The sequence below is a fragment of the Haloleucobacter albus genome, from assembly GCF_052492075.1.
On the sequence record NZ_JBQWAS010000021.1, the window covers coordinates 48449 to 72217 of the forward strand.

General features: G+C 62.6%; 15 protein-coding genes and 1 riboswitch. Of the genes, 12 read left to right on the forward strand and 3 right to left on the reverse strand.

Annotation, left to right across the window (positions count from 1 at the left end):
• The first annotated feature begins 245 nt into the window (after positions 1–245).
• From gltB to ACT6QH_RS04800, 5 genes are all read left to right on the forward strand, one after another.
• Positions 246–4952 (forward strand): glutamate synthase large subunit, encoded by a 4707-nt coding sequence (gene gltB / locus ACT6QH_RS04780; protein WP_444973672.1) that lies wholly within the window; start codon positions 246–248, stop codon positions 4950–4952.
• A 195-nt stretch (positions 4953–5147) separates the two neighbouring features.
• Positions 5148–6569 carry a glutamate synthase subunit beta gene (locus ACT6QH_RS04785; RefSeq protein ID WP_444973673.1) on the forward strand — a complete coding sequence of 474 codons (1422 nt, stop codon included), beginning with the start codon at positions 5148–5150 and terminating at the stop codon, positions 6567–6569.
• A 307-nt stretch (positions 6570–6876) separates the two neighbouring features.
• Positions 6877–7821 carry a hypothetical protein gene (locus ACT6QH_RS04790; protein ID WP_444973674.1) on the forward strand — a complete coding sequence of 315 codons (945 nt, stop codon included), beginning with the start codon at positions 6877–6879 and terminating at the stop codon, positions 7819–7821.
• 235 nt (positions 7822–8056) lie between these two features.
• Complete coding sequence (gene purU / locus ACT6QH_RS04795; protein ID WP_444973675.1) at positions 8057–8941, forward strand: formyltetrahydrofolate deformylase; 885 nt, start codon at positions 8057–8059, stop codon at positions 8939–8941.
• A 9-nt stretch (positions 8942–8950) separates the two neighbouring features.
• Entirely contained in the window at positions 8951–9682 is a 732-nt protein-coding gene (locus tag ACT6QH_RS04800) for a FadR/GntR family transcriptional regulator (protein WP_444973676.1), read from the forward strand.
• Positions 9683–9715: 33 nt separating this feature from the next.
• On the opposite strand, the gene ACT6QH_RS04805 is transcribed toward ACT6QH_RS04800, so the two are convergent.
• Positions 9716–10990 carry an ABC transporter substrate-binding protein gene (locus tag ACT6QH_RS04805; protein WP_444973677.1) on the reverse strand — a complete coding sequence of 425 codons (1275 nt, stop codon included), beginning with the start codon at positions 10988–10990 and terminating at the stop codon, positions 9716–9718.
• Between the two features lie 187 nt (positions 10991–11177).
• Here ACT6QH_RS04805 and ACT6QH_RS04810 point away from each other — a divergent pair, with 187 nt between their 5' ends.
• Positions 11178–12521 carry a trimethylamine monooxygenase gene (locus ACT6QH_RS04810; RefSeq protein ID WP_444973678.1) on the forward strand — a complete coding sequence of 448 codons (1344 nt, stop codon included), beginning with the start codon at positions 11178–11180 and terminating at the stop codon, positions 12519–12521.
• A gap of 66 nt (positions 12522–12587) precedes the next feature.
• Here the strand turns inward: ACT6QH_RS04810 and zapE are convergent, their stop codons facing one another.
• Positions 12588–13778 carry a cell division protein ZapE gene (zapE, locus tag ACT6QH_RS04815; RefSeq protein WP_444973679.1) on the reverse strand — a complete coding sequence of 397 codons (1191 nt, stop codon included), beginning with the start codon at positions 13776–13778 and terminating at the stop codon, positions 12588–12590.
• A gap of 486 nt (positions 13779–14264) precedes the next feature.
• Here zapE and ACT6QH_RS04820 point away from each other — a divergent pair, with 486 nt between their 5' ends.
• Positions 14265–16544, forward strand: coding sequence for an FUSC family protein (locus tag ACT6QH_RS04820; RefSeq protein ID WP_444973680.1), 2280 nt, complete (start codon positions 14265–14267; stop codon positions 16542–16544).
• Between the two features lie 7 nt (positions 16545–16551).
• Here ACT6QH_RS04820 and ACT6QH_RS04825 read toward each other — a convergent pair whose 3' ends face one another.
• Positions 16552–17676, reverse strand: coding sequence for a 2'-deoxycytidine 5'-triphosphate deaminase (locus tag ACT6QH_RS04825; protein WP_444973792.1), 1125 nt, complete (start codon positions 17674–17676; stop codon positions 16552–16554).
• Positions 17677–17760: 84 nt separating this feature from the next.
• Positions 17761–17843, forward strand: a riboswitch (SAM riboswitch).
• 71 nt (positions 17844–17914) lie between these two features.
• On the opposite strand from ACT6QH_RS04825, the gene ACT6QH_RS04830 reads away from it, so the two are divergent.
• The 5 genes from ACT6QH_RS04830 (at position 17915) to ftsA (ending at position 23755) form a co-directional block, all read left to right on the forward strand.
• Positions 17915–19144 carry an O-succinylhomoserine sulfhydrylase gene (locus ACT6QH_RS04830; RefSeq protein WP_444973681.1) on the forward strand — a complete coding sequence of 410 codons (1230 nt, stop codon included), beginning with the start codon at positions 17915–17917 and terminating at the stop codon, positions 19142–19144.
• Between the two features lie 170 nt (positions 19145–19314).
• Positions 19315–20277: a UDP-N-acetylmuramate dehydrogenase gene (murB, locus tag ACT6QH_RS04835; protein ID WP_444973682.1), complete on the forward strand. Its 963-nt coding sequence runs from the start codon at positions 19315–19317 to the stop codon at positions 20275–20277.
• A gap of 186 nt (positions 20278–20463) precedes the next feature.
• Positions 20464–21384: a D-alanine--D-alanine ligase gene (locus ACT6QH_RS04840; RefSeq protein WP_444973683.1), complete on the forward strand. Its 921-nt coding sequence runs from the start codon at positions 20464–20466 to the stop codon at positions 21382–21384.
• Complete coding sequence (locus ACT6QH_RS04845; protein WP_444973684.1) at positions 21351–22433, forward strand: cell division protein FtsQ/DivIB; 1083 nt, start codon at positions 21351–21353, stop codon at positions 22431–22433. The genes ACT6QH_RS04840 and ACT6QH_RS04845 overlap by 34 nt, the downstream gene beginning before the upstream one ends.
• Positions 22430–23755, forward strand: coding sequence for a cell division protein FtsA (gene ftsA / locus ACT6QH_RS04850; protein WP_444973685.1), 1326 nt, complete (start codon positions 22430–22432; stop codon positions 23753–23755). Before ACT6QH_RS04845 ends, ftsA begins: the two co-directional genes overlap by 4 nt.
• Positions 23756–23769 lie beyond the last annotated feature (14 nt).

Here is a 23769-nt window from a genome sequence, read left to right on the forward strand (position 1 = left end):
TGGCCGGCGGCATTTTCTGTCATGTTCCGCGAGATAGGGAAGCCATCCTGCCCTATCCTCCAAAATTCGAATCTTCCCCGCGGCGCAGTCGCCACGTGGAAGCTCGTGCGCCGGGGATTTTGTGGCATGGAAATTGCTTACAAAACCAGCGCTCTGCATGTGATAACATGCCAGGGGGACGGGTCAGGCACCGGATTGTGAGGGCAACCGCCTTCACGCCCGGATGAACATAGAGAGACGACAAAATGGCAGGAACAGATCGCACCAACGGTCTGAACGGAAACGCGACTCGATCCGCCGCCACCGCCGTCAAAGGCGCCACCATTGCTGGCCGCCCGGCACCGTTCGGCCTGTTCGACCCGGCTCAGGAAAAAGACTCCTGCGGCGTCGGCTTCGTGGCTGATATCAAGGGCCGCAAGTCTCACCGCATCGTTGAGGACGGTCTGAAGATCGTCATGAATCTCGAGCATCGCGGCGCGGTGGGTGCAGATCCGCGGGCGGGCGATGGCGCGGGCATGCTGGTGCAGATTCCGCACAAATTTTTCCTCAAGGAAGCCGCCCGTCTCGGCTTCGAGCTGCCTGAACCCGGCGAATACGCTGTCGGCCATATCTTCATGCCGCGCGACAAGGCCGGCCAGCAGATCATCCGCGAAACCTACGAGCGCGCGGTTGCCGACGAGAATCTCGTGCTGCTGGGCTGGCGCGATGTGCCCACCGACAATTCCACTCTCGGCGTGAGCGTGCTGCCCACCGAGCCGGACCATGTGCAGGTGTTTATCGGCCGCGGCGAATCCGTGGCGGATGAAAACGCCTTTGAGCGCCGCCTGTTCGTGCTGCGCAAGGTGATTTCCAACCTCATTTACAATGCGCATGATCCGCGCACGGGTGATTATTACCCCGTGTCGCTCTCCTGTCGCACGCTGGTCTACAAGGGCATGTTCCTGGCCGACCAGCTCGGTGCCTATTATCCCGATCTGCATGATCCGGATTTCGAAAGCGCCCTGGCGCTGGTGCATCAGCGCTTCTCCACCAACACCTTCCCCGCCTGGCCGCTGGCCCACCCCTATCGCATGGTGGCGCACAATGGCGAGATCAACACTCTGCGCGGCAATGTGAACTGGATGGCCGCGCGACAGGCCTCGGTGGATTCCGAACTGCTGGGCGCGGATATTTCCAAGCTCTGGCCCATCTCCTATGAGGGCCAGTCCGATACCGCCTGCTTCGACAATGCGCTGGAATTTCTGGTGCAGGGCGGCTATCCGCTGCCCCACGCGGCCATGATGCTGGTGCCCGAGGCCTGGGCCGGCAATCCGCTGATGGATGAAGAGCGCCGCGCCTTCTACCAGTATCACGCCTCGCTCATGGAACCGTGGGATGGCCCCGCCGCCATCTGCGCCACCGATGGCCGCCAGATCGTAGCCACGCTGGACCGCAACGGCCTGCGCCCCGCCCGCTATCTGGTGACCAGCGATGACACCATTGTTCTGGCCTCAGAAATGGGCGTGCTGACCATCCCCGAGGAAAAGGTTATCACCAAGTGGCGGCTCCAGCCCGGCAAGATGCTGCTGGTAGACCTTGAGGAAGGCCGCCTCGTGCCTGACGAGGAGGTGAAGACCGAACTGGCCAAAGCCCATCCCTACAAGGAATGGCTGAAGCGCACCCAGCTGGTGCTGGAAGAGCTGCGCGAGGTGGATGCCCGCGCGGTGCGGACCACCGTTCCGCTGATCGACCGCCAGCAGGCTTTCGGCTACACTCAGGAAGACCTGAAGCTGCTCATGGCCCCCATGGCCATCACCGGCCAGGAAGCGATCGGCTCCATGGGCTCGGATACCCCCGTTTCCGTGCTCTCCGACAAGCCGAAACTGCTCTATTCCTACTTCCAGCAGAATTTTGCGCAGGTGACGAACCCGCCCATCGACCCGATCCGTGAGGAACTGGTCATGAGCCTTGTCTCCTTCATCGGCCCGCGGCCCAATATCTTCGATCTGGAAGGCACCGCCCGTCGCAAGCGCCTGGGCGTGCGCCAGCCCATCCTCACCAATGAGGATCTGGAGAAGATCCGCTCCATCAGCATGATGGAAGAACGGTTCGACACCCGCACACTCGACATCACCTACCCCGCTGACAAGGGCGCGGCCGGGATGGAAGAGGCGCTGGAGCATCTGTGTGACCGCGCGGAAGCCGCGGTGCATGGCGGCTATAACATCATCATCCTGTCCGACCGTATGATCGGCCCGGATCGCATTGATATTCCCACCCTGCTGGCCACGGCGGCCGTGCATCATCACCTTATCCGCAAGGGCCTGCGCACGTCGGTCGGCCTTGTGGTGGAGACAGGTGAAGCACGCGAAGTGCACCATTTTGCCTGCCTCGCCGGCTATGGCGCGGAAGCCATCAACCCCTATCTGGCCTTCGAGACGCTCGTCGCCATGCGTGACGATATTCCCGAAGAGGTCGACGCCAAGGAGGTGGTGAAGCGCTACATCAAAGCGATCGACAAGGGCCTGCTGAAGGTGATGTCCAAGATGGGCATTTCCACCTATCAGTCCTATTGCGGCGCGCAGATCTTTGATGCCGTGGGCCTCTCCTCGGAGCTGGTGAACCGCTATTTCTTCGGCACAGCCACCACGGTTGAAGGTGTGGGCCTGGCCGAGATTGCGGAAGAAACCGTACGCCGCCACCGGCTGGCCTTCTCCGATGCCCCCATTTACCGCAATGCACTGGATGTGGGCGGCGAATATGGCTTCCGCATGCGGGGCGAAGACCATGCCTGGTCTCCCGATACGGTCTCCCAGCTTCAGCACGCTGTGCGCGGCAACGCCAAGGAGCAGTATCGCGCCTTCGCCAGCGCGGTGAATGCCCATGACAAGAAGCTGCTGACCCTGCGCTCCCTGTTCCGCATCCGCGAGGCGGAGGAGATCGGCCACGAACCCATCGACATCAATGAGGTCGAGTCCGCTGCCGAGATCGTGAAGCGTTTCGCCACAGGCGCCATGTCGTTCGGCTCCATCTCCCGCGAGGCGCACACCACGCTGGCGATTGCGATGAACCGCATGGGCGGCAAGTCCAACACCGGCGAAGGCGGCGAGGAATCCGAGCGCTTCAAGCCTCTGCCGAATGGCGATTCCATGCGTTCCGCCATCAAGCAGATCGCTTCGGGCCGCTTCGGCGTGACGGCGGAATATCTCGTCAATTCAGACGTGATGCAGATCAAGGTGGCCCAGGGCGCCAAGCCCGGCGAAGGCGGCCAGCTGCCCGGCCACAAGGTGGATGCGGTCATCGCCAAGGTGCGCCACTCCACGCCGGGCGTGGGCCTCATCTCCCCGCCGCCGCACCACGATATCTATTCCATCGAGGATCTGGCGCAGCTCATCTATGATCTGAAGAACGTCAATCCCGATGCGGATGTGTCGGTGAAGCTGGTGTCCGAGGTGGGCGTCGGCACGGTTGCCGCCGGCGTCGCCAAGGCGCGGGCCGACCATATCACCATCTCCGGCTTTGAGGGTGGTACGGGCGCCTCGCCGCTCACCTCCATCAAGCATGCCGGCTCCCCGTGGGAGATGGGTCTGGCTGAAACCCAGCAGACCCTGGTGGCCAACCATCTGCGCTCCCGCGTGGCGTTGCAGGTGGATGGCGGCTTCCGCACGGGCCGCGATGTGGTGATTGGTGCACTGCTGGGAGCCGACGAGTTCGGCTTCTCCACCGCCCCGCTTATCGCGGCGGGCTGCATCATGATGCGCAAGTGCCATCTCAACACCTGCCCGGTGGGCGTGGCCACGCAGGACCCGGTTCTGCGCAAGCGCTTCAAGGGCACGCCCGAGCACGTCATCAACTACTTCTTCTTCGTTGCGGAAGAAGTGCGTGAATATATGGCGCAGCTCGGCTTCCGCACCATCAATGAGATGATTGGCCGGGTGGATGTGCTGGATCAACAGCACGCCATCGACCACTGGAAGGCCAAGGGGCTGGACTTCTCGAAGCTGTTCGTGAAGGCCGATGTGGGCCCCGAAGTCGGCATTCGCCACACCGAACGCCAGCATCACCCCATCGAGAAGGTGCTCGACCGCACCCTGATCGAGAAGGCCATGCCGGCGCTGGAAAAGGGCGAGCGGGTCGAGATCGAGACACCTATCTGCTCGGTAGACCGTTCGGCCGGCGCCATGCTCTCCGGCCAGGTGGCCAAGCGCTATGGCCATGAAGGGCTTGAGGATGACACCATTCACGTCACCCTCAAGGGCACGGCCGGCCAGGCCTTCGGCGCCTTCCTCGCCTCGGGGGTAACCTTCGACCTGGTGGGCGAGGCGAACGACTATGTGGGCAAGGGCCTCTCGGGCGGGCGCATCATTGTGCGGCCTCCGCAGAACAGCGCCATCGTGCCGGAAAACTCCATCATCATCGGCAATACGGTGATGTATGGCGCGACCGAGGGCGAATGCTTCTTCCGCGGTGTGGCGGGTGAGCGCTTCGCGGTGCGCAATTCCGGCGCCATTGCCGTGGTGGAAGGCACCGGCGACCATGGCTGCGAATATATGACGGGCGGCGTGGTCGTGGTGATCGGCCCCACCGGGCGCAATTTTGCGGCCGGCATGTCCGGCGGTGTGGCCTATGTGCTGGATGAGGACAAGAGCTTCGCCAAGCGCTGCAACCTCTCCATGGTCGATCTGGAGCCGGTGGAAGAAGAAGAGGACCTGCTGGAGCGCCTGCATCACCATGGTGGTGATCTGGAGTTCAAGGGCCGTATTGATGTCCACTCCGACATGTCGCGCCATGATGAGGAGCGCCTGCATCAGCTCATCGCCAAGCATGTGCACCACACCGGTTCGGCCCGTGGCCAGGCGATCCTCGACAACTGGGCCGAGTATCGTTCCCGCTTCGTGAAGGTGATGCCGGTGGAATATCGCCGCGCCCTGCGCGAGATGGAAAAGCTGCGGGGCCTCCAGGCCGCCGAATAAGCAACAGCATCGGCAGCCTGCCTCATATCCGGGGCTGGCTGCCGGCAGATCTGGTGAGGGCTTCCGCCTCATGCGGAAGGTGGCACGGCACCCCAAAGCCGGGCGTTCAAGCGCCGCCTCAGGGCCCTCACATTGTTCAAATTCCTAAGGAGCCCTGGCGCAGGCTGCGCCGGCTCCCTCAGCGAGGTTCTTCGCATGGGCAAGGTCACCGGCTTCCTGGAGATCGATCGGCGCGAGCAGAAGTATCAGCCTGCTTCGGACCGTATCCGCCACTTTCGTGAGTTCACCCTGCCGCTGCCCGAATCCGAGGTGGTGGAGCAGGCTTCCCGCTGCATGGATTGCGGCATTCCCTTCTGCCATGGCCCCACCGGCTGCCCGGTTCATAACCAGATCCCGGACTGGAATGATCTGGTCTATCGCGGCGAGTGGGAAGAGGCGGCGCGCAATCTCCACTCTACCAACAATTTCCCCGAATTCACCGGCCGCATCTGCCCCGCCCCGTGCGAAGAGGCCTGCACGCTGAATCTTGAGGACATGCCCGTCACCATCAAGACGGTGGAGCAGTCCATCGCTGATCGCGCCTGGAAGGCTGGCTTCATCAAGCCGGAACCCGCTGGGGAAAAGACCGGCAAGAGCGTGGGCGTCATCGGTTCCGGCCCGGCCGGCATGGCGGCGGCCCAGCAGCTCGCCCGCGCCGGCCACGAGGTGCATCTGTATGAGCGCGAGCCCAAGGCTGGAGGCCTGCTGCGCTATGGCATCCCCGATTTCAAGATGGAGAAGCACCTCATCGACCGTCGCGTTGCGCAGATGGAAGCTGAGGGCGTCATCTTCCATTACGGGGTCAATGTCGGCGTCAACACCCCGCTTCAGGATCTGCTGGACAAGCATGACGCTGTGCTGATGGCTGGCGGCTCGGAAGCCCCACGCGATCCCGCCCTGCCCGGCCAGGAACTGGAAGGCGTGCATTACGCCATGCCCTATCTGGTGCAGCAGAACCGTCGCAATGGCGGTGAAGAGGTGCAGGATCTGCCCATTCTGGCCGATGGCAAGCGCGTGGTCGTGGTTGGCGGCGGCGATACCGCCTCAGACTGCGTGGGTACGGCCTTCCGTCAGGGGGCTCTGTCTGTCACCCAGCTTGACATCCGCCCGGTGCCGCCGGTGAAGGAAGACAAGCTGGCCACCTGGCCCTACTGGCCCACCAAGTTCCGCACCTCCTCCTCTCAGGCTGAGGGTGCCGAGCGTGAATTTGCCTGCGCCACGCTGGGCGTTGAGGGGCGCAATGGCCGCGTGACCGGTGTGAAGTGCGCCCGCGTGGACGCCAAGCGCCAGCCCATTCCGGGCACGGAATTCATTCTGCGGGCGGATCTGGTCTTTCTGGCCATCGGCTTCGCCCACCCCGTGCATGAAGGCATGCTGGCTGAAGGCGGCGTGGAGCTGGACAAGCGCGGTAATGTAGTTGCCGATGACATGTCCTATGCCACCTGCACGCCCAAGCTTTATGTGGCCGGCGACATGCGCCGCGGCCAGTCTCTGGTGGTGTGGGCCATTCGCGAGGGACGTCAGGCGGCCCATGCGATCGACACCGCGCTGATGGGTGAAAGCACCCTGCCACGCTGAGTACAAACAAAGACAGGTCTGCCCCGGCAGGCCCCGGCTTTCACCCCCGTCGGCCCAGCCGGCGGGGGTTTTCATTTCCACCCCGCCCCTGCGGCCTGTTGAGGATGCGGCCTGTGGAAACAGGTCTTTTTTCTGTCTTCCCAACCCGTTGCCGCATAGGCTTCAGGAAACGCATGCGCCGCGCGAAGCGCCCTGCGACTTGCAAGTTTGCCCGTGAGCCCGCATACAATTCGGGCTTACACCATGCAACATATGAGTGTGTGGCCGTTTTTCCCTCCGGCGCCGGCCGAACAGATGCGGACAGGTCATGGAACCTCAGCCCTTTTATGTTCGAATTGCAAAATGCGAGACCGCACAAATTCCTCAAAACTCCGAGGAATTTCAGATTAACGGTGCGGGCGTCACATTTTTTTCAGATGCTATTACGCACAGCAGTCTCTTCCGGCATGATCTGGAAAGCGATGACATCTTCGCCACCTTCTTCGAGGGCACGCCCTTCGAAAGCAGTTGGCGCGCCACCTTCTATGAGCCGGCGAAAGGGGAAACCGCGCGCATCAACCCACCGCAGTCCTCCAAGGGCGTTTTCATCCGCACATCCGGCCACGCGGATTTCGATATTGAAAAGCAGATGTTGCGGGTGGCCCAATTCACGCGCGGTAGCAACACCCTGCCACGAGCCAGCGTGCGCGAAACCGCGCCCAACAGCATCTTCATCTCGGACAATGGCGCTTTCGGCTATATTTCCGGCAATGCTGACCAGTTTCTGAGGATTTTCGCCACCCAGATGCTGGCCATGGCCTATCTGGACGCCATCAGCTCCACGCTCCACGCCCTGCGCCAAGCCGTGATCCAGCATCGGACGGATGACAACGGCACCCATGACGCCATTCGGCTGGTGCATGAGCGTGGCCTGCTGTTCAATGCCGGCTTCCATCAGCGCAACCCCATCAAGGCCGAGAATCCAGAATTGCAGCATGTGTGGGAAAGCCTCTCCCAGCATCTGCATCTGGAAGCTCAGCACAGCGAGCTGAGCGCGCATCTTTCCGCCCTCACGGAATGGCTGCGGGCCGATGAGATGCGCAAGGATGATGCCGGGCGCGAAGAGCAAATCCGGCGGGAAAAGAAAATGCAGGCTGAGCAGCAGGCGCTCGATGCCCGGCGCGAAGCCGAGCAAAAGAGAAACACCTATGTTTCCTTCGGTTTCCTCGGCCTTATCTCCATTTTGCTGATAGCCCTCGTTCTGGCGCGATAAGGCGAGAGGGGGGCGAGGGCGCAGCTTTCACCCGCCCCTGTTGCTTCAAGTGAAACATCTCACCCTTCGCCTCAACGCCTCTTTTCTTGCGTCCATGGCTGGCCTAACCCGGAGCAGCCCGCCATAACAGCCTGCATGCCAGCCAGATGGGCGGGCGTTCAGAATTTTCCGCTCCTGAAACTCGCCCAAGGTTTCGCCTCAGATTTCGCCTCAGATTTCGCCCAGGATCTCGCCCATGAGCCAGTATGTTCTCACTGTCACCTGCCCGGCCCGCCGGGGCATTGTTTCAGCGATTTCCACCTATCTGGCCTCCAAGGGCTGCAATATCGTTGACAGCGCCCAGTTTGATGATGCCGATACCGGCCGCTTCTTCATGCGTGTGGGCTTCAACTCCCAGGAAGGCGTGGCACTGAAGGAGATTGAAGAAGGCTTTGCAGAGGTCGGCGCTCCGCTCAACATGACCCACGCCTTCCATGACAGCGCAAAGCGCATGAAGGTCGTCATCATGGTCTCGCGCTTCGGCCATTGCCTGAACGACCTGCTCTATCGCTGGAAAATCGGCGCACTGCCGATTGATATTGTGGCCGTTGTTTCCAACCATCTGGATTATCAGAAGCTGGTGGTGAACCACGATATTCCCTTCTTCTACATCAATGTCACCAAGGCCAACAAACCGGAGGCCGAGGCGCGCATCATGGAGGTGGTGGAACAGACCGGCGCGGAACTCATCGTGCTGGCACGCTATATGCAGATCCTGTCGGATGCGATGTGTCAGGTCATGTCTGGCCGCATCATCAATATCCACCATTCCTTCCTGCCCAGCTTCAAGGGCGCGAACCCCTACAAGCAGGCCTATAGCCGCGGCGTGAAGCTGATTGGCGCCACCGCGCATTATGTGACGGCGGATCTGGATGAAGGCCCCATCATCGAGCAGGATGTCGCGCGTGTGACCCACGCCCAGAATGCGGCGGACTATGTCTCCATCGGCCGGGATGTGGAAGCGCAAGTGCTCGCGCGGGCCATCCATGCCCATATCCATCACCGTGTCTTCCCGAATGGTGATCGCACAGTGGTGTTTCCCGCCAGCCCCGGCGGCTATGCCTCCGAGCGCATGGGCTGAGCCATTGTCGTGAACACGCCGTCGCGCCCCGCCTCTCCTGTTTTGCCACCCGCGCATGACGTAGGGGCCGGCTCCACCGTGCAATATGTGGTCGATACGCTCACCATGCGTATCGTCTCGCAGGAGTATGGCACGGATGAACGCCTGCCCTCCGAGCGCGCGCTGGCGCAAGAGCTGGGCGTGGCACGCAATACGGTGCGCGAGGCGCTGGATCTGCTGGAAACCCGAGGCATGATCCGCCGCCGGGCCGGCTCCGGCTCTTTCGTCACCTATGACCCTGAAGGCGAAAGCGAGGCCCTGAGCCCCGTGGCTGCCGAAACCGGCCCGCTCCAGCTTCAGGTTGTCCGCAGCATGCTGGAACCGGAAATGGTGCGCCTCGCCATCATCCACATGTCGCCCCGGCAGATCGAGGCCCTTGGCGCCACGCTTTCGGATATGGAGGCGGAGCACACAGACGCCGTCGCCTTCATGCGGCTGGAAGAGGAATTCCACCGTCAGATCGCCGCCGGCACCGGAAATCCGCTTCTTATCGCCTGCTACAATCTGGTGATTGATACCTGCCGCCAGGCTTTCCGCACGGCCATGTATCGCCGGCATCTCACCCCCCGGCGCATAGAGGCCCGGCAGAATACCTATAATGCACTGTTCAACGCCATCGCCGCACGAGACATTGCCGAGGCCAGCGAATTCATGAAACTGGCCCTGATCGAGGATCAGAAATTCCTGTTGCAGGAAGATTGAAACCGCAGGGCTACCCGGCTTGCACCAACGCCATCAACCTTCCGGCTGGCGAGAAGACAGGCGCTGCTCCCACAACAGGCCCAATTGCTCCATATGGCGGCGCAGCAGAGGCCCATGGCGCTCCAGCCAGTCCAGCACGGAGCCAAACTCCAGAATGCGCGCGCGCCCCTCGCGCAGACCCACGACCGGCCAGCGTCCAACCAGCGCATTGTCTATGCCGAAAATCTCCGCGCCCCACCAGCGCGCCGCTCCAAAGGCGTGGGGAATGAGCTGACGGCGTTTCATGGCCGCCAGCACCGTGGCCGGGGCGATACTGTCTGCATTTTCAACCGCATTGTGCCACAGGTCCAGAATGGCGGCATATTCCCAGCTCACGGCCGTCCACGCGCCGGGGAAGCGGGCGTTGTAATCCTCGAAGAAGGTTTTCGGGCTGCTGAAGAAGAAGGGTGCATCCGCCAGCAGGGGATCATCAAAATCCGGGAACTGGAAGATGAAGTCCGCCATGAAAGCCGACGAGGTCTGTGCCATCATCTGCGGATAATGATCGGCGGTGCTGGAAAGAATGGGGCCACGATAGCCCTGCGCCCAAGCAGCCTGTGTGAGAGCCTGCACCATGGGGCCAGGTGAAGTGCACCAGCACAGCAGATCCGGCTTTTCCGCCAGCATGGCGCGCACAATGCCGGCCATATCGGCATCATCCGGGGCATAGCGCACCTCCTTCACAATTTCCCGGCCGGCCGCCTCGAAGGCTGCACGATAGATGGCGAGAGAGGGCTGGCCCATCCTGTCCTCCTGGCTGCACAAGGCCACCCGCCTGGCGGAAGGATGGTTGCGGGCCATCCACTCCACCCCGGTCACATTGTAGAGCGGGTGAATTTCCACGGGCGCAATGAGGCTGGGCGTATCAGGCGAGAGATCCGACGGCAAAAGGGTCGCGACCAGAATACGCCGCGCCATCAGCCACGTCATGGCCGGGGCAAAGCTGTCGCCCCCCAGGGTCAACACCAGCGGCACACCATGCTGCTCCACCATGTCACGGGCAGCGGCCAGGGTGCGTTCCGGTGAAAGAGCGCTGTCATGCACCAGCAGTTCCACCCGGCGACGCTGTCCGGCCACCATCAGCCCGCCATGGGTGTTGATCCAGTCCACCCAGATTCGACAGCCATCCAGCCCCGGCCCGCCCCAGCTTGATTCCGGCCCGGAGAGCGGTGCGAGAAAGCCGACAGGCAGCACGGCAGGCGATATGACACTGCATTTCGGCAACGCGCCCATTACAGCAATACGTTGAGAAAAAGAAGTATTCGCCATTCCAGACCTCAAAATCTATTCTTGAAAACCGTGTATTGGAGGGCCATTCCCACCCCGAGCTGTCGTTGCGGAATGATGAGGAGAAGGAGAAAAATTCGGAACGGTCTGGTTCTTGTGGGTCCAACTGGTATAATCTGGGGCACCAATTCCGAAAATCGGTCCATGCCACAGAAGGAGAATGGAGCACATGACGAAACGCGTTGCCATCATCGGTGCCGGACCTTCGGGGCTTGCGCAATTGCGAGCTTTCCAGTCTGCCGCCGAGAAGGGCGCAGATGTTCCGGAGGTTGTCTGTTTCGAAAAGCAATCCAACTGGGGCGGCTTGTGGAATTATACATGGCGCACAGGGCTCGATGAGAATGGAGAGCCGGTTCATTGCTCCATGTATCGCTATCTGTGGACCAATGGCCCAAAGGAAGGTCTTGAGTTCGCGGATTATTCCTTCGAGGAGCACTTCGGCAAGCAGATTGCCTCCTACCCACCCCGCGCTGTCATGTTCGATTATATCGAAGGGCGCGTCATCAAAGCCGGTGTCCGCGACAAGATCCGTTTTTCCACTGTCGTCCGCTTCGTCGAATATGACAAGGATGCCGACGATTTCACCGTCACCGTGCATGACCTTGCCGAGGACCGCGTCTACAAGGAGCGGTTCGACCATGTGATTATCGCCTCCGGGCATTTCTCCACCCCCAATGTGCCCGAATATGAAGGCTTCGAAAGCTTCAACGGTCGCATTGTTCACGCGCATGATTTCCGCGATGCCCGCGAGTTTGAGGGCCAGGATGTGCTCATCATGGGCGCCTCCTATTCAGCCGAGGATGTCGGCTCCCAGTGCTGGAAATATGGGGCGAACAGCATCACCTCCTGCTATCGCTCCGCGCCCATGGGCTTCAACTGGCCTGACAACTGGGAAGAAAAGCCCGCCCTTGTGAAGATTGAGGGTAAGACGGCAATCTTCAAGGATGGAAGCCGCAAGGATGTCGATGCCATTATTCTGTGCACCGGCTACAGGCACTATTTCCCCTTCCTTCCTGATGATCTGCGTCTGAAGACGGCCAACCGTCTGGCCACCGCCGATCTCTACAAGGGCGTGGTGTGGGTGAACAATACGAAGCTGTTCTATCTGGGCATGCAGGACCAGTGGTTCACCTTCAACATGTTCGACGCCCAGGCCTGGTATGTGCGCGACATCATCATGGGCCGCATCCGCATCCCCGCCGAGAAGGAAGTTCTGCTGGCGGATGTGCGCGAGCGCGAGGCCCGTGAAGACCTCTCCGGTGACGTGAAATACGCCATCAAGTATCAGGGCGATTATGTGAAGGAACTGATCGCCGAAACCGATTATCCGGCCTTTGATGTCGATGGCGCGTGCGAGGCTTTCTATGCCTGGAAGAAGCACAAGGCCGAGGACATCATGAACTTCCGCAACAACAGCTACAAGTCGGTCATCACCGGCACCATGGCTCCCCGGCACCATACCAGCTGGAAGGAAGCGCTGGACGATTCCATGGAATCCTACCTGCTCAACTGATGCTCTGGCATCCGACAGGATAGAAACCGGAACATGAACAGGGGGCGGGTTCACCGCCCCCTTTTTTCAGTTTTTCTGCTGCGCCGGCTTCTCACCCGGCTGCTCAGAATCCCGCCGGCCATGAGGGCGGGCCATATATTCTTCCGAGCGCATTTCCGTCAGGCGCGAAACCGTGCGGGCGAACTCGAAAGCCTCGGTGCCATCAGCCCCCACATACAGGTCATCCGGCATGGCTTCCGCCGAGGCCACCAGCTTCACATTGGCATCATAAAGCGTGTCAATCAGCGAGATGAAGCGCTTGGCCTCATTGCGCTGCTCCGGCCGCATCACGGGAATATGCTCCAGCACCACAGTGTGGAACTGGCGGGCAATGGTGAGATAATCCGGGTTCGGCCCCAGCGGCTTCTCACACAGATCGGAGAAGGAAAAGCGCGCCGCGCCATGGCCCATCTGCGGCACCTTCAGCGTGCGTCCCTTCAGCTGCAATTCCCCCGGCGTGGACCCCAGCGGCCCCACAATCCGCGCCCAAGCGGCATCCACCGCAGCATCCGCTTCCGATCCGGGGGGACAATGCCAGGTGCTCACACCTTCCAGTTTTTCCATGCGGTAATCGGTGGGGGAATCAAGGTTCAGAACCTTCATCCGCTCACGGATCATGTCGATGAAGGGCAGGAAAAGTGCACGGTTGAGCCCGCCCGCATAGAGATTTCTGGGCGCGACATTGGAGGTGGTCACCACCACCACGCCATCGGCGAACAGCTTTTCGAAGAGCCGGCCGAGAATCATCGCGTCGGCAATATCCGTGACGGAGAATTCGTCGAAACACAGCACCTTGGCTTCGCGGGCCAGCTCTCCTGCCACCACGGCGATGGGGTCCGCATTCTTGCGCGGCTTGGTCTTCTGCGCCTCGCGCTCGCGGAAAATCCGCTCATGCACATCTCCCATGAAGGCATGGAAATGGGCCCGGCGCTTGCTCTTGTCTGGCAGGGATTCGAAAAACAGATCCATCAGCATGGATTTGCCGCGACCGACCTCGCCATAAATATAGAGGCCACGCGGGGGCTGCGTCGTATTCTTGCGTTGGAACAACCAGCCCAGAGCCGAACTTTTCTGCGCCATCACATGCTGGCGCAATTCCAGCTCCAGCCGGGCGAACTCCTTCACCACCGCTGCCTGTGCAGGGTCCGAGCTGATGTCTCCCGCTGCAAGGCGCGCGGCATAAAGCTCTGCCACCCGTGCGGTTTTTTCGTTCGGCATAAATGCCTCCCCTGCCTGCGTCTGAACGGCTCCATACGATACCTGCGTACCGGATACCCCCGCTTAAAACATATGGTGGCAAGTTTGAAGCCACACTGGCCAGAGGCAGCATAAAGCCAACCTGAGGATACGCCCGGACAGGGTGGCGGAAACATGACAGATGGCGACCTCATCCCAGATCTGAAAGCCTCATCGCAGTGAACCGCGCCCTGTCGCCATGGCCCGCAGGCCCCCTGTCAGCCGCCTGGTGCACATCTCCACCCCATATTCTGCAACCCGCTCTGTTTTCTGAACTCTTTCTCTCCCCTCCCCCTTGCCATGGCCACACAGGTGCCTTTTTCATGGTGTCATGGCACATGCCCCGCGGACCTTTGCCCCACTGATCTTTGCCCCGCTGACCTTCTCACCCGAGAGGCGCATGAAGGCACATGCCTCAGACATGATGCCTCAGACATGCCCCTGGCCCCCTAAAGGTGACCCGTCGTCATGCCCCTGCACCCTCCGAAGGTGACTTTTTCCCAACGCCGTCCACTGCTGGAACGGCTTGCGGTATGGCGCGCTCATCATGATCCGGGTGGAGTGGATGCAGCACGCGCCGTGCATCTGGCGCTGTGCTTTCTCATTGTCATCGGCACGGGTTCCATCACGGCGGCGCTGTTCGTGCCAGCCATGGCCATCACCTTCCCGCTGATGGCTGGTGCCGGCGTACTGGCGATGATTTCCTTCACCCCCGGCGCCAGCCGCGCAGCTGAAGCCCGCAACATGGCGCGTGTTTTCAGCGTAGCGCTGGCCTTTCTCATCCTGTTGGCCCTGATCGGGCCGGGAGCGGGGGAAACCAATGAGCTGATCCAGAAACTGCTGCTCATTCCCCTTTCGGTCGTCGCCCTTTTGTTGCGGCGCTGGGGCATGCCCGGCCAACGGCTGGGGCTGGCCCTCATCATGGTGGCGACAGTTGGCACGGTGTTGCAGCCCACGCATCAGGAAGCACTCTGGCTGATTGCCGCCTTCTGCCAGGGCGCGCTGGTTGGCGCTCTCATTCGCCTGTCTCCCTGGCGGCCTTCAGCCGTGGATGCCTATCTGGATTCCACGCACAATATGCAGGCGGCAGTGGCGGCCTATCTGCGTGAAATGTCCGAGGCCGTGCGCGAGGGCCGGCCTTTTCCAGAAACAGCAGCCCTGCCGGTGGAAGCCCTGCGCGGGCAGGTGTGGGCCGCGCTGGCCAATGCCATAGCCGAAGCGCCGCAGGCGCAGGATGCCTTCGAGGCGCTGCGCGCCAAGCTCTATCGCCTGCGGGTCGCGGTAGAACTGCTGGCCGGCTGCGTGCCCGATACGCCGGGTGCCGAACATCTCCCCATTCTCGGAGACCGCAATACCGACCCCACGGGCTGGCGACGCCCCTTCGCCTCAGCCACGGATTATCTCGCCCGCCGTTTGGAGGCATTGGACCGGCACGATCTGCCGGGGCAGGAGCGCTTCGCCCGCGCCCTTGAACGGCTGCGCGAAAGCGCCTTCTGCCCGGAACTGCCAGCCGAAACCCGGTTTGCCCTGCTGCGCGCACTCACGGCCTTCGAACGGCTCGTGCTGGTGGTGGACGCCATGGCCGCCATGCAGAACAGGCGGTTTCTGTTCGGCACGGGCAACTTCTCCGGGCGCACGCCCCTGCCCCCCACCCCGCTTCTGATCGCCGGGCCAGATGGACGACGCACCCTTTCCGATCCGCTCAAGGTGGCCATTCAGGGGCTGGTCGCAACCAGCCTCACCACCGGGCTGGATCTCGTCTTCGGCCTCGACCATGCCTATTGGGCGACGATGACGGTGATGTTCGTGCTCGGCAACAGCGTGGGCGAAACCTATATGCGGGTGCGTTATCGCACGCTGGGCACGCTGGTGGGCGTGCTGCTGGGCATGGCGGTGTTTCTCAGCCTGGGCGAATATATCTGGTTGCTGGCCGGGGCCTGCATGGCGGCGCAGACCATCGCCATCATCACCCAGAAGGACCGTTATGATGTCGCCTCGGCCGCTATCGGTTTTTCCGTGGTGCTGGGCCTGTATCTGATTTCCGGCCTCGGCGCAGACGGCATGTTGGCGCGCATTTATGAAACCATCATTGGCGCATTGGTGGCGCTGGCGGTCTCCTTCCTCGTACTGCCGGTCTATCTGACCGATCAGTTGCGGCCGGAGCTGCACGATATTCTCAAACGCGGGCAGGATATTTTCGCCACATGGTGGCCCCGCCGTGGCCAGCCCGAGCCGGTTGGCCCGCTGGCACAGATGGTGCGCGCCTTCGATCTGAGCCTGCCGACGCTCGGCGCGGAAAACATTTTCGGCCATTCGGCGGGCGATGTAGTGAACCTGATTTCCACGCTGGATGTGGTGGTGACCTATCTCGCTTTGCTGGAGGATACCGCCCACCGGCTGTCCGACGCCGATGTGAAGGATGAGATTCTGCCGGTGCTGGAGGCCGCCCGCTCACGTACTCTCACCGCGCTGGAACTGGCCAGCGCTGCGGCTCTGGAAGAGCCCCTGCATGATGCCGCGCAGGGCGGTGCGGCGGCGGCAGCTCCAGCGCTGGACGCCGCCATTTCCACCGCCCTCAGCATGGCAGATGACCCTTCGGTGAAAGCCTCGCTGCCGCTGGTGGCGGATTATCTGGCCTATTCGGATGCGCTGATGCGGCCCCTGCGCGAGCTGCGCGTGGGCCTGCGCGACCAGACACCCTGGAAGCGCGAGCACACTATTGACGCCGACCGGCCGGAGCGACGCTAGCGCCGCTTCAGCCTACGGCCTTGAAATGCTTGGAGAGCTTCAGCCCCTGCCCCTGATAGTGGGAATGCAGCTCCACGCCATAAAGCGCGCCCGGACGAGTCGCCATGCGCTCATAGACGAGGCGGCCCACGGTCTGCCCATGTTCCAGAATGAAGGGCACCTCGCGTGAGCGCACCTCCAGCACCGCCCGTGCCCCATGGCCGCCCGCCCCTGCATGGCCGAAACCGGGATCGAAGAAGCCCGCATAATGCACGCGGAACTCGCCCACCAGCGGATCAAAGGGCACCATTTCAGCCGCATAATCCGGCGGCACATGCACACATTCGCGCGAGGCCAGAATGTAGAAGGCATCCGGGTCCAGCACGAGTTGCCCGGTGGTGCCGGGGCGCACGCGGATAGGCTCCCAGAAATCCTCCACATCCAGCACGCCAGCGCGGTCCACATCCACCACACCGCCATGGCGCTTGGCGCGAAAGCCCTGCAACCCACCCCAGGCATCACCGGCCAGATCCACCCCCAGCGCAATGCCGCCAGCGGCAACATCCGGCTTGTCGGAATCCACGAGACGCTCGGCGGATTGCAGGTTCAGCAATTCCAGATCGCTCAACCGCGCCACCCCCCGGCGAAAGCGCACCTGCGAGAGGCGCGAGCCGGTGCGCACCAATATGGGAAAGGTGCGCGGGGAAATTTCCAGATAAAGCGGGCCCTTGTACCCCGCAGGAATGGTATCGAACGCCCGCGCGCCATCGGTAATCACACGGACGAACACATCCAGCCGGCCAGTGGAGCTTTTGGGGTTGGCCGCTGCGGCCAGATCCACCGGCAGCTTCATATGCTCAGACAGCTCCACCAGATAGACGCAGCCGGTTTCCAGCACCGCGCCACCGGAAAGATCAAGCTGGTGAAGCGCCAGATCCTTCAGGCGGGTTTTCACCGAAATGCCCTCGCCCGGCAGGAAGCTGGCGCGGATGCGCCAGGCGGTGCGGCCCAGACGCAGATCCAGGCTGGCCGGCTGGATCTGGTCTTCATCCAGCGCCCGGCGACAGGTGATCTGCCCCCCTTCCTTCAGGGCCGCTATAGCCTCGGCCGGCAAAATTCCCGGCTTTGCAATTTCCGCCCCGCGCGTTGCCATCACCTGTCCCTCACCGTTCTTCCGATCACACCGTTCGTTTTATCGAACGAAACCCTTGACGTCATCCAGAGGACGGACGTATCTGACCCTGCTCGTGGTGAATTTGGAGCCGGCCGGCTTGCTGCCACGTTAAAATTCATGAGCTAAAAGGCCGGGATGAGCGAATTGCCCTGCATATGCGTCTTTGATGCAATCAGGCAAGCTTTGCCCGTGACCCGGCCTTCCAATGGAGGCATCCATGTCCTCGGCGTCTGATACCACCCGCACACCGTCCACATTCGTTCCGGCAGACCCCGCCACCCTGCACCCGGAAACCCGGCTGGTGCATGGCGGCACGCTCCGCTCCGGCTTTGGCGAGACCTCTGAAGCGCTCTTTCTGACGCAGGGCTTTGTCTATGACAATGCCGAATCCTGCGAAGCCCGTTTCAAGGGCGATGAGCCCGGCTTCGTCTATTCGCGCTATGCCAACCCCACCACGGAAATGTTCGAGCAGCGCATGGCGCTGATCGAGGGGGCTGAAGCGGCACGCGCCACGGCATCGGGCATGGCGGCGGTGCATGCCGCGCTGCTGTGCCAGGTTTCCGCCGGAGACCATGTGCTGGCGGCCCATGCGCTGTTCGGCTCCAGCCGATGGATTCTGGATGAGTTGCTGCCGCGCTTTGGTGTGGAGGTCACCCTCGTGGACGGCACCGATCTTGACGCCTGGCGCAACAATATCCGCCCCAATACCAAAGCATGCCTGCTGGAAAGCCCCACCAACCCTACGCTGGATATCATCGACATCCGCGCCGTGGCCGAAATCGCCCACAGTGTTGGCGCGAAGCTGGTGGTGGATAATGTGTTCGCCACCCCACTGCTTCAGCATCCGTTGCAACTGGGGGCGGATGTGGTGGTCTATTCCACGACCAAGCATGTGGATGGGCAGGGCCGCTGCCTGGGCGGCATGGTGCTGTGTTCACGCGCCTTCATGGATGAGCATCTGCAAACCTTCCTGCGCCAGACCGGCCCCGCCATTTCACCCTTCAATGCCTGGGTGATGCTGAAGGGACTGGAGACCCTCTCGCTGCGCGTGGAGCGGATGCAGGCCAGCGCGGCGAAAATCGCCGATGCACTGGCGGCAGATCCGCGCGTGGAAAAGGCACTCTATCCCTTCCGCCCGGATCACCCCCAATATGAGCTGGCGCGGCGGCAGATGTCCGGCGGCGGAACGCTGGTGACCTTTGCCCTGAAGGGTGGAAAGGATGAAACCTTCCGCTTCATGAACGCACTCAGAATCATCCGCATTTCCAACAATCTGGGGGACACCAAGAGCCTGATTACCCATCCGGCCACCACCACCCATCAGCGTTTCACGCCTGAAGCGCGCGCAGAAATGGGCATCAGCGACGGGCTGATGCGCTTCTCGGTGGGGCTGGAGCACCCGGATGACCTGATAGCGGATCTCACCCAGGCTCTGGATCGCATCTGAAGACACAGGAAGAGGGCCGGTGTTTCCTGACCGGCCCTCGCCAACCGGGCCTTGTTCCCTTCCGGGTTGACGCCAGAACGCCTTGCCCTTGAGGCCACCATGTGGGAGAGGCTTTTGCCGCAACCCACGGATACGTTTCATAACGGACACGCTCCATAACCGAGGCCACCATGACCGAGGCCACCCGCCGTGCAGACGCTCATCAGCCCGCCCCCTTTGCCGATCTGACACCGGCACTGAAAGCCGCCCTGCCCGGACTGCGCGGCACGCTGAAAGCCAATGCACCGCTGGCCCCGCTCACATGGTTCCGGGTCGGCGGCCCGGCGCAATTGCTGTTCGAGCCGACAGATAGCAATGACCTCGCCTTGCTGCTCGCGCATCTACCGGCCGACATGCCCATCACCCCCATCGGGCTGGGCTCCAATCTCATCGTGCGGGATGGCGGCGTGCCGGGGCTGGTGATTCGTCTGGGCAAGGCATTCGGCGATATTACGGTCGAGGGCGACACCATCACCGCCGGCGCAGGGGCAGCCGATGTAAAGGTGGCCCGCGCCGCCGCCGAAGCCGGCCTCGCCGGCTTTTCCTTTCTGCGCGGCATTCCCGGCGCGATTGGCGGAGCCCTGCGTATGAATGGCGGGGCCTATGGCGGTGAGGTGAAGGATATACTGGTGGAGGCGCACGGCCTCTCCCGCTCCGGCGCGCCCCTGCGTTTCACCTCTGCCGATATGGGCTTTTCCTATCGGCACTGCGGCGTGCCGGATGATGTCATCTTCACGCGCGCCGTGTTTCGCGGCACGCCCGGCGATGCCGCCGCCATCACTGAAGAGATGAACCGCATCACCCAGAGCCGCGAGGCCTCCCAGCCGGTCAAGAGCCGCACCGGCGGGTCCACCTTCGCCAATCCGCCCGGCACCAGCGCCTGGAAACTGGTGGACGCCGCCGGCTGCCGGGGCCTCACCATGGGCGGGGCGCAGGTTTCCGAGCTGCATACGAATTTTCTGGTGAATCTGGGCGGCGCCACCGCAGCCGATATCGAAGGGCTGGGGGAAGAGGTGCGCCGGCGCGTGCGCGCGCAATCCGGCATCGAGCTGCGCTGGGAAATCCGCCGCATCGGCCTGCCTCTGCAAGACTGAGCCCCTGAAGAGCCGGCTGAACAGCCACCTGCTCTGGCCTGCCCTCTGATCCGCGTCCTTCTTCTGCCGCATCGTCACGGCATTAGCAAAAGCGCAAGGCGGGTCGGCCATGCTGGGCTGACCGCAGTTTCGCGACATTTTTCCGCGACGGACAGGTCGCGACAGATCAAGAGCAGGAAGGCGCAAATGGCCAGACATGTGGCAGTGCTGATGGGTGGCTGGTCCTCGGAGCGGGATGTCTCACTGCGTTCAGGGGCGGCTTGCGCGGCCGCGCTGGAGACAGCAGGCTATCAGGTAACCCGCGTGGATGTGGGCCGGGATATCGCCGAAGTGCTCACCCGCCTGAAGCCGGATGTGGCGCTGAATGTGCTGCATGGCACGCCCGGCGAGGATGGCGTCATTCAGGGCGTCCTTGAAATTCTGCAAATTCCCTATTCCCATTCCGGCGTGCTGGCCTCGGCGCTGGCTATGGACAAGGCGCAGGCGCGCATCGCGCTGGCCGCCGCTGGCGTGCCGGTGGCCAACGGCCGCACGGTTTCCCGCCTTGAGGCGGCCGAGGGCCATGTGATGGCCCCGCCCTATGTGCTCAAGCCCGTGGCGGAAGGTTCCAGCTTCGGCGTGTTCATCGTGCGCGAGGGGCAGGCTCATCCGCCGCAGGAGCTGACGCAGGAGGACTGGACCTTCGGCGAAACACTTCTTGTGGAAGAATTCATTCCCGGCCTGGAGCTCACCTGTGCCGTTCTGGGTGACCAGGCCCTTGGCGTCATCGAGATTGAGGCCACCCAGCCCTTCTATGATTTCGAGAGCAAATATGCGCCCGGCGGCTCTCGTCACATTCTTCCGGCCCGTATTTTACCTGACGTTTACGAGAAAGTGCGGATGTTAAGCCTAACGGCGCACCGAGCTCTCGGTTGCCGGGGGGTGTCCCGGTCGGATTTCCGCTTCGACCCGTCCAGAACAGATGGTTCCGGCCTGATCTGCCTGGAAGTGAACACCCAGCCCGGCATGACGGAGACCTCGCTGGTGCCAGATTTGGCAGCCCATGCGGGCATTTCATTCGGCGAGCTTGTGACATGGATGGTGGAGGACGCTTCCCTGGATCGGTAGACCCCCGGCGGACTGCACCGGGGCAGAAGCCGCCTCACGGGGCGTCGCCTCATGGTGCAACTTATGGGGCGCACCCCGGCCCGTCCCAGCGGGCGCCAGCGGGCGCTTTTCGCCCGGCACAAAAGGCCCAGCGCCCAGCGCCGGGCCACATCCCCCCCGGCCGCCACAAGCGCCTGCCGCCAGAACCGCGCCCGGCCAGCCGCTCCGCACTGTTGCTGCGCCGGCTCACCGTCCGTCTTTCCGCCTCGCGTCTGGGCCGCCATGGCACCGGGCTGCTCACCGCCGCCGTCATTGGCGGATTCGTGGCCCTCGGCGTCTCGCTGGGCGGCCATGTGGAAGACACCAAGACCATCGGCCTCGACATGGCCGACGCCGTGGCCAATGTCGCCGGCTTCCAGGTGAAGGAAGTCAAGCTGGCCGGCTATAATCACGTCACCCCGCGAGACATCCTGAAGACGGCCGGTATCAAGTCGTCCACCTCCATCCTGTTCGTCAATGCCGATGACATGCGCAACCGGCTGGAGGCCATGCCGTGGATTCAGTCCGCCAGCGTGCGCAAACTGTTTCCAGACCGGATCGAGATCGCCATCACGGAGCGGCAGGCCTATGCGCTCTGGCAGGTCAATGGCGAGATCAGGGTCATCGCCCGCGACGGCACGCCCATTGCCCCTTATTCAGATGATCCGCGCTATGTGCATTTGCCCATCGTGGTGGGTGAAGGCGCACAGGACAAGGTGGAGGAGATCGTCGATGCTCTCGCCCGCCTGCCGGACCTGAAGAACCAGGTGCGCGCCGCCATCCGCGTGGCCGACCGGCGCTGGACCCTCAAGATGACCAACGGCATTGATGTGCGCTTGCCGGAAAACGGCTTCGAGGACGCCATGATGCAACTTATGGCGCTCGACCGGGACAAGCAGCTTCTCACCCGTGACATCACCATCATTGATCTGCGTCTGCCCGACAGGGTGGCGGTGCGCCTGTCTGACGCTGCTGCCGCGGCCCGCGCCGAAGCGCTGAAAGCAAAGAAGAAGAAAGGAGGCCCAGCATGAGGTCCCGGCTCGCTCAGGGTTTTGCCCCCAAGATGCGCCCCATTCCGCCCCGCAAGAGCGGTATTGTCGGCGTGCTGGATATCGGCACCAGCAAGGTGGTGTGCGCCATCGCCCGGCTGAAGCCGCGCGGGCCTTCCGATGTGCTGCGCCGGCGCACCCATGCCATCGACGTGCTGGGCATCGGCCATACCCGCGCCTATGGCATCAAGGGCGGGGCCGTGGTGGACATGGCCAAGGCCGAACTCGCCATCCGCCAGGCGGTGGATATGGCCGAGCGCGCCTCCGGCGTGCAGATCGCCTCTGTCATTGTTGGTGTTTCCGGCGGCCGCCTCACCTCCCAGCATTATGAGGCCAGCGTGCGCCTCACCGCCCCGGCGGTGGAGGAGTTCGATATTCGCCGCGTGCTGGAAGCCGCCTCCACCTATGGGGTGGGCGATGGCCGGGCCGTGATGCATGCACTGCCGGTGGGCTATTCGCTGGATGGCCGCTCCGGCATTGGCGAACCCTGCGGCATGCTGGGCAAGGAGCTGGGCGCCAATATGCATGTGGTGACCGCAGACCTCACCGCCCTGAAAAATCTTGTGCTGTGCGTGGAGCGCTGTCACCTCTCCATCGAGGCTATGGTGGCCTCGCCCTATGCAGCGGCACTTTCCTCCCTCACCGATGATGAAATGGAACTGGGCGTTACCCTCATTGATATGGGGGCCGGCACCACCACCTTCTCCATCGTGCAGGGTGGACACTGCGTCTATATGGACGGGGTCGCTCTGGGCGGACAACACATCACCAATGATGTAGCGCGCGGCCTGCCGGCCCGCCTTTCCGATGCCGAGCGCATGAAGGCGCTGCATGGCGCGGTGGTCGCCGTCTCCTCCGATGAACATGACATGCTCACCGTGCCGCCGCTTTCCGGCGATCCGCGCGACCAGGCCAACATGGTGCCGAAGTCCCGCCTTGTCACCATCGTGCGCCCGCGCGCCGAGGAAATCGTGGAACTGATTCGCGAGCGCCTCAAGGCTTCCGGCCATGCCGGAGATGCCGGGCGGCGCATTGTGCTCACCGGCGGGGCGGCGCAACTCCAGGGGCTGGCCGATCTGGTGGCCCGCGCGGTCGGTCCACAGGTGCGCATCGGCCGTCCGTTAGGAGTTTCTCGTCTTCCTGAAGCAGCGCGCGGCTCGGCCTTCGCGGTCACCGCCGGGCTTCTTGTTTACCCGCAAGTGGCTGGACTTGAACACTTTGAGCCTCGCCGCCGGCAGGCTGCCGGCGCGGAACAGGCCGGTTATTTCGGCCGTGTAGGACGGTGGTTGAAGGACAGCTTTTAGACAAGATTAACCAA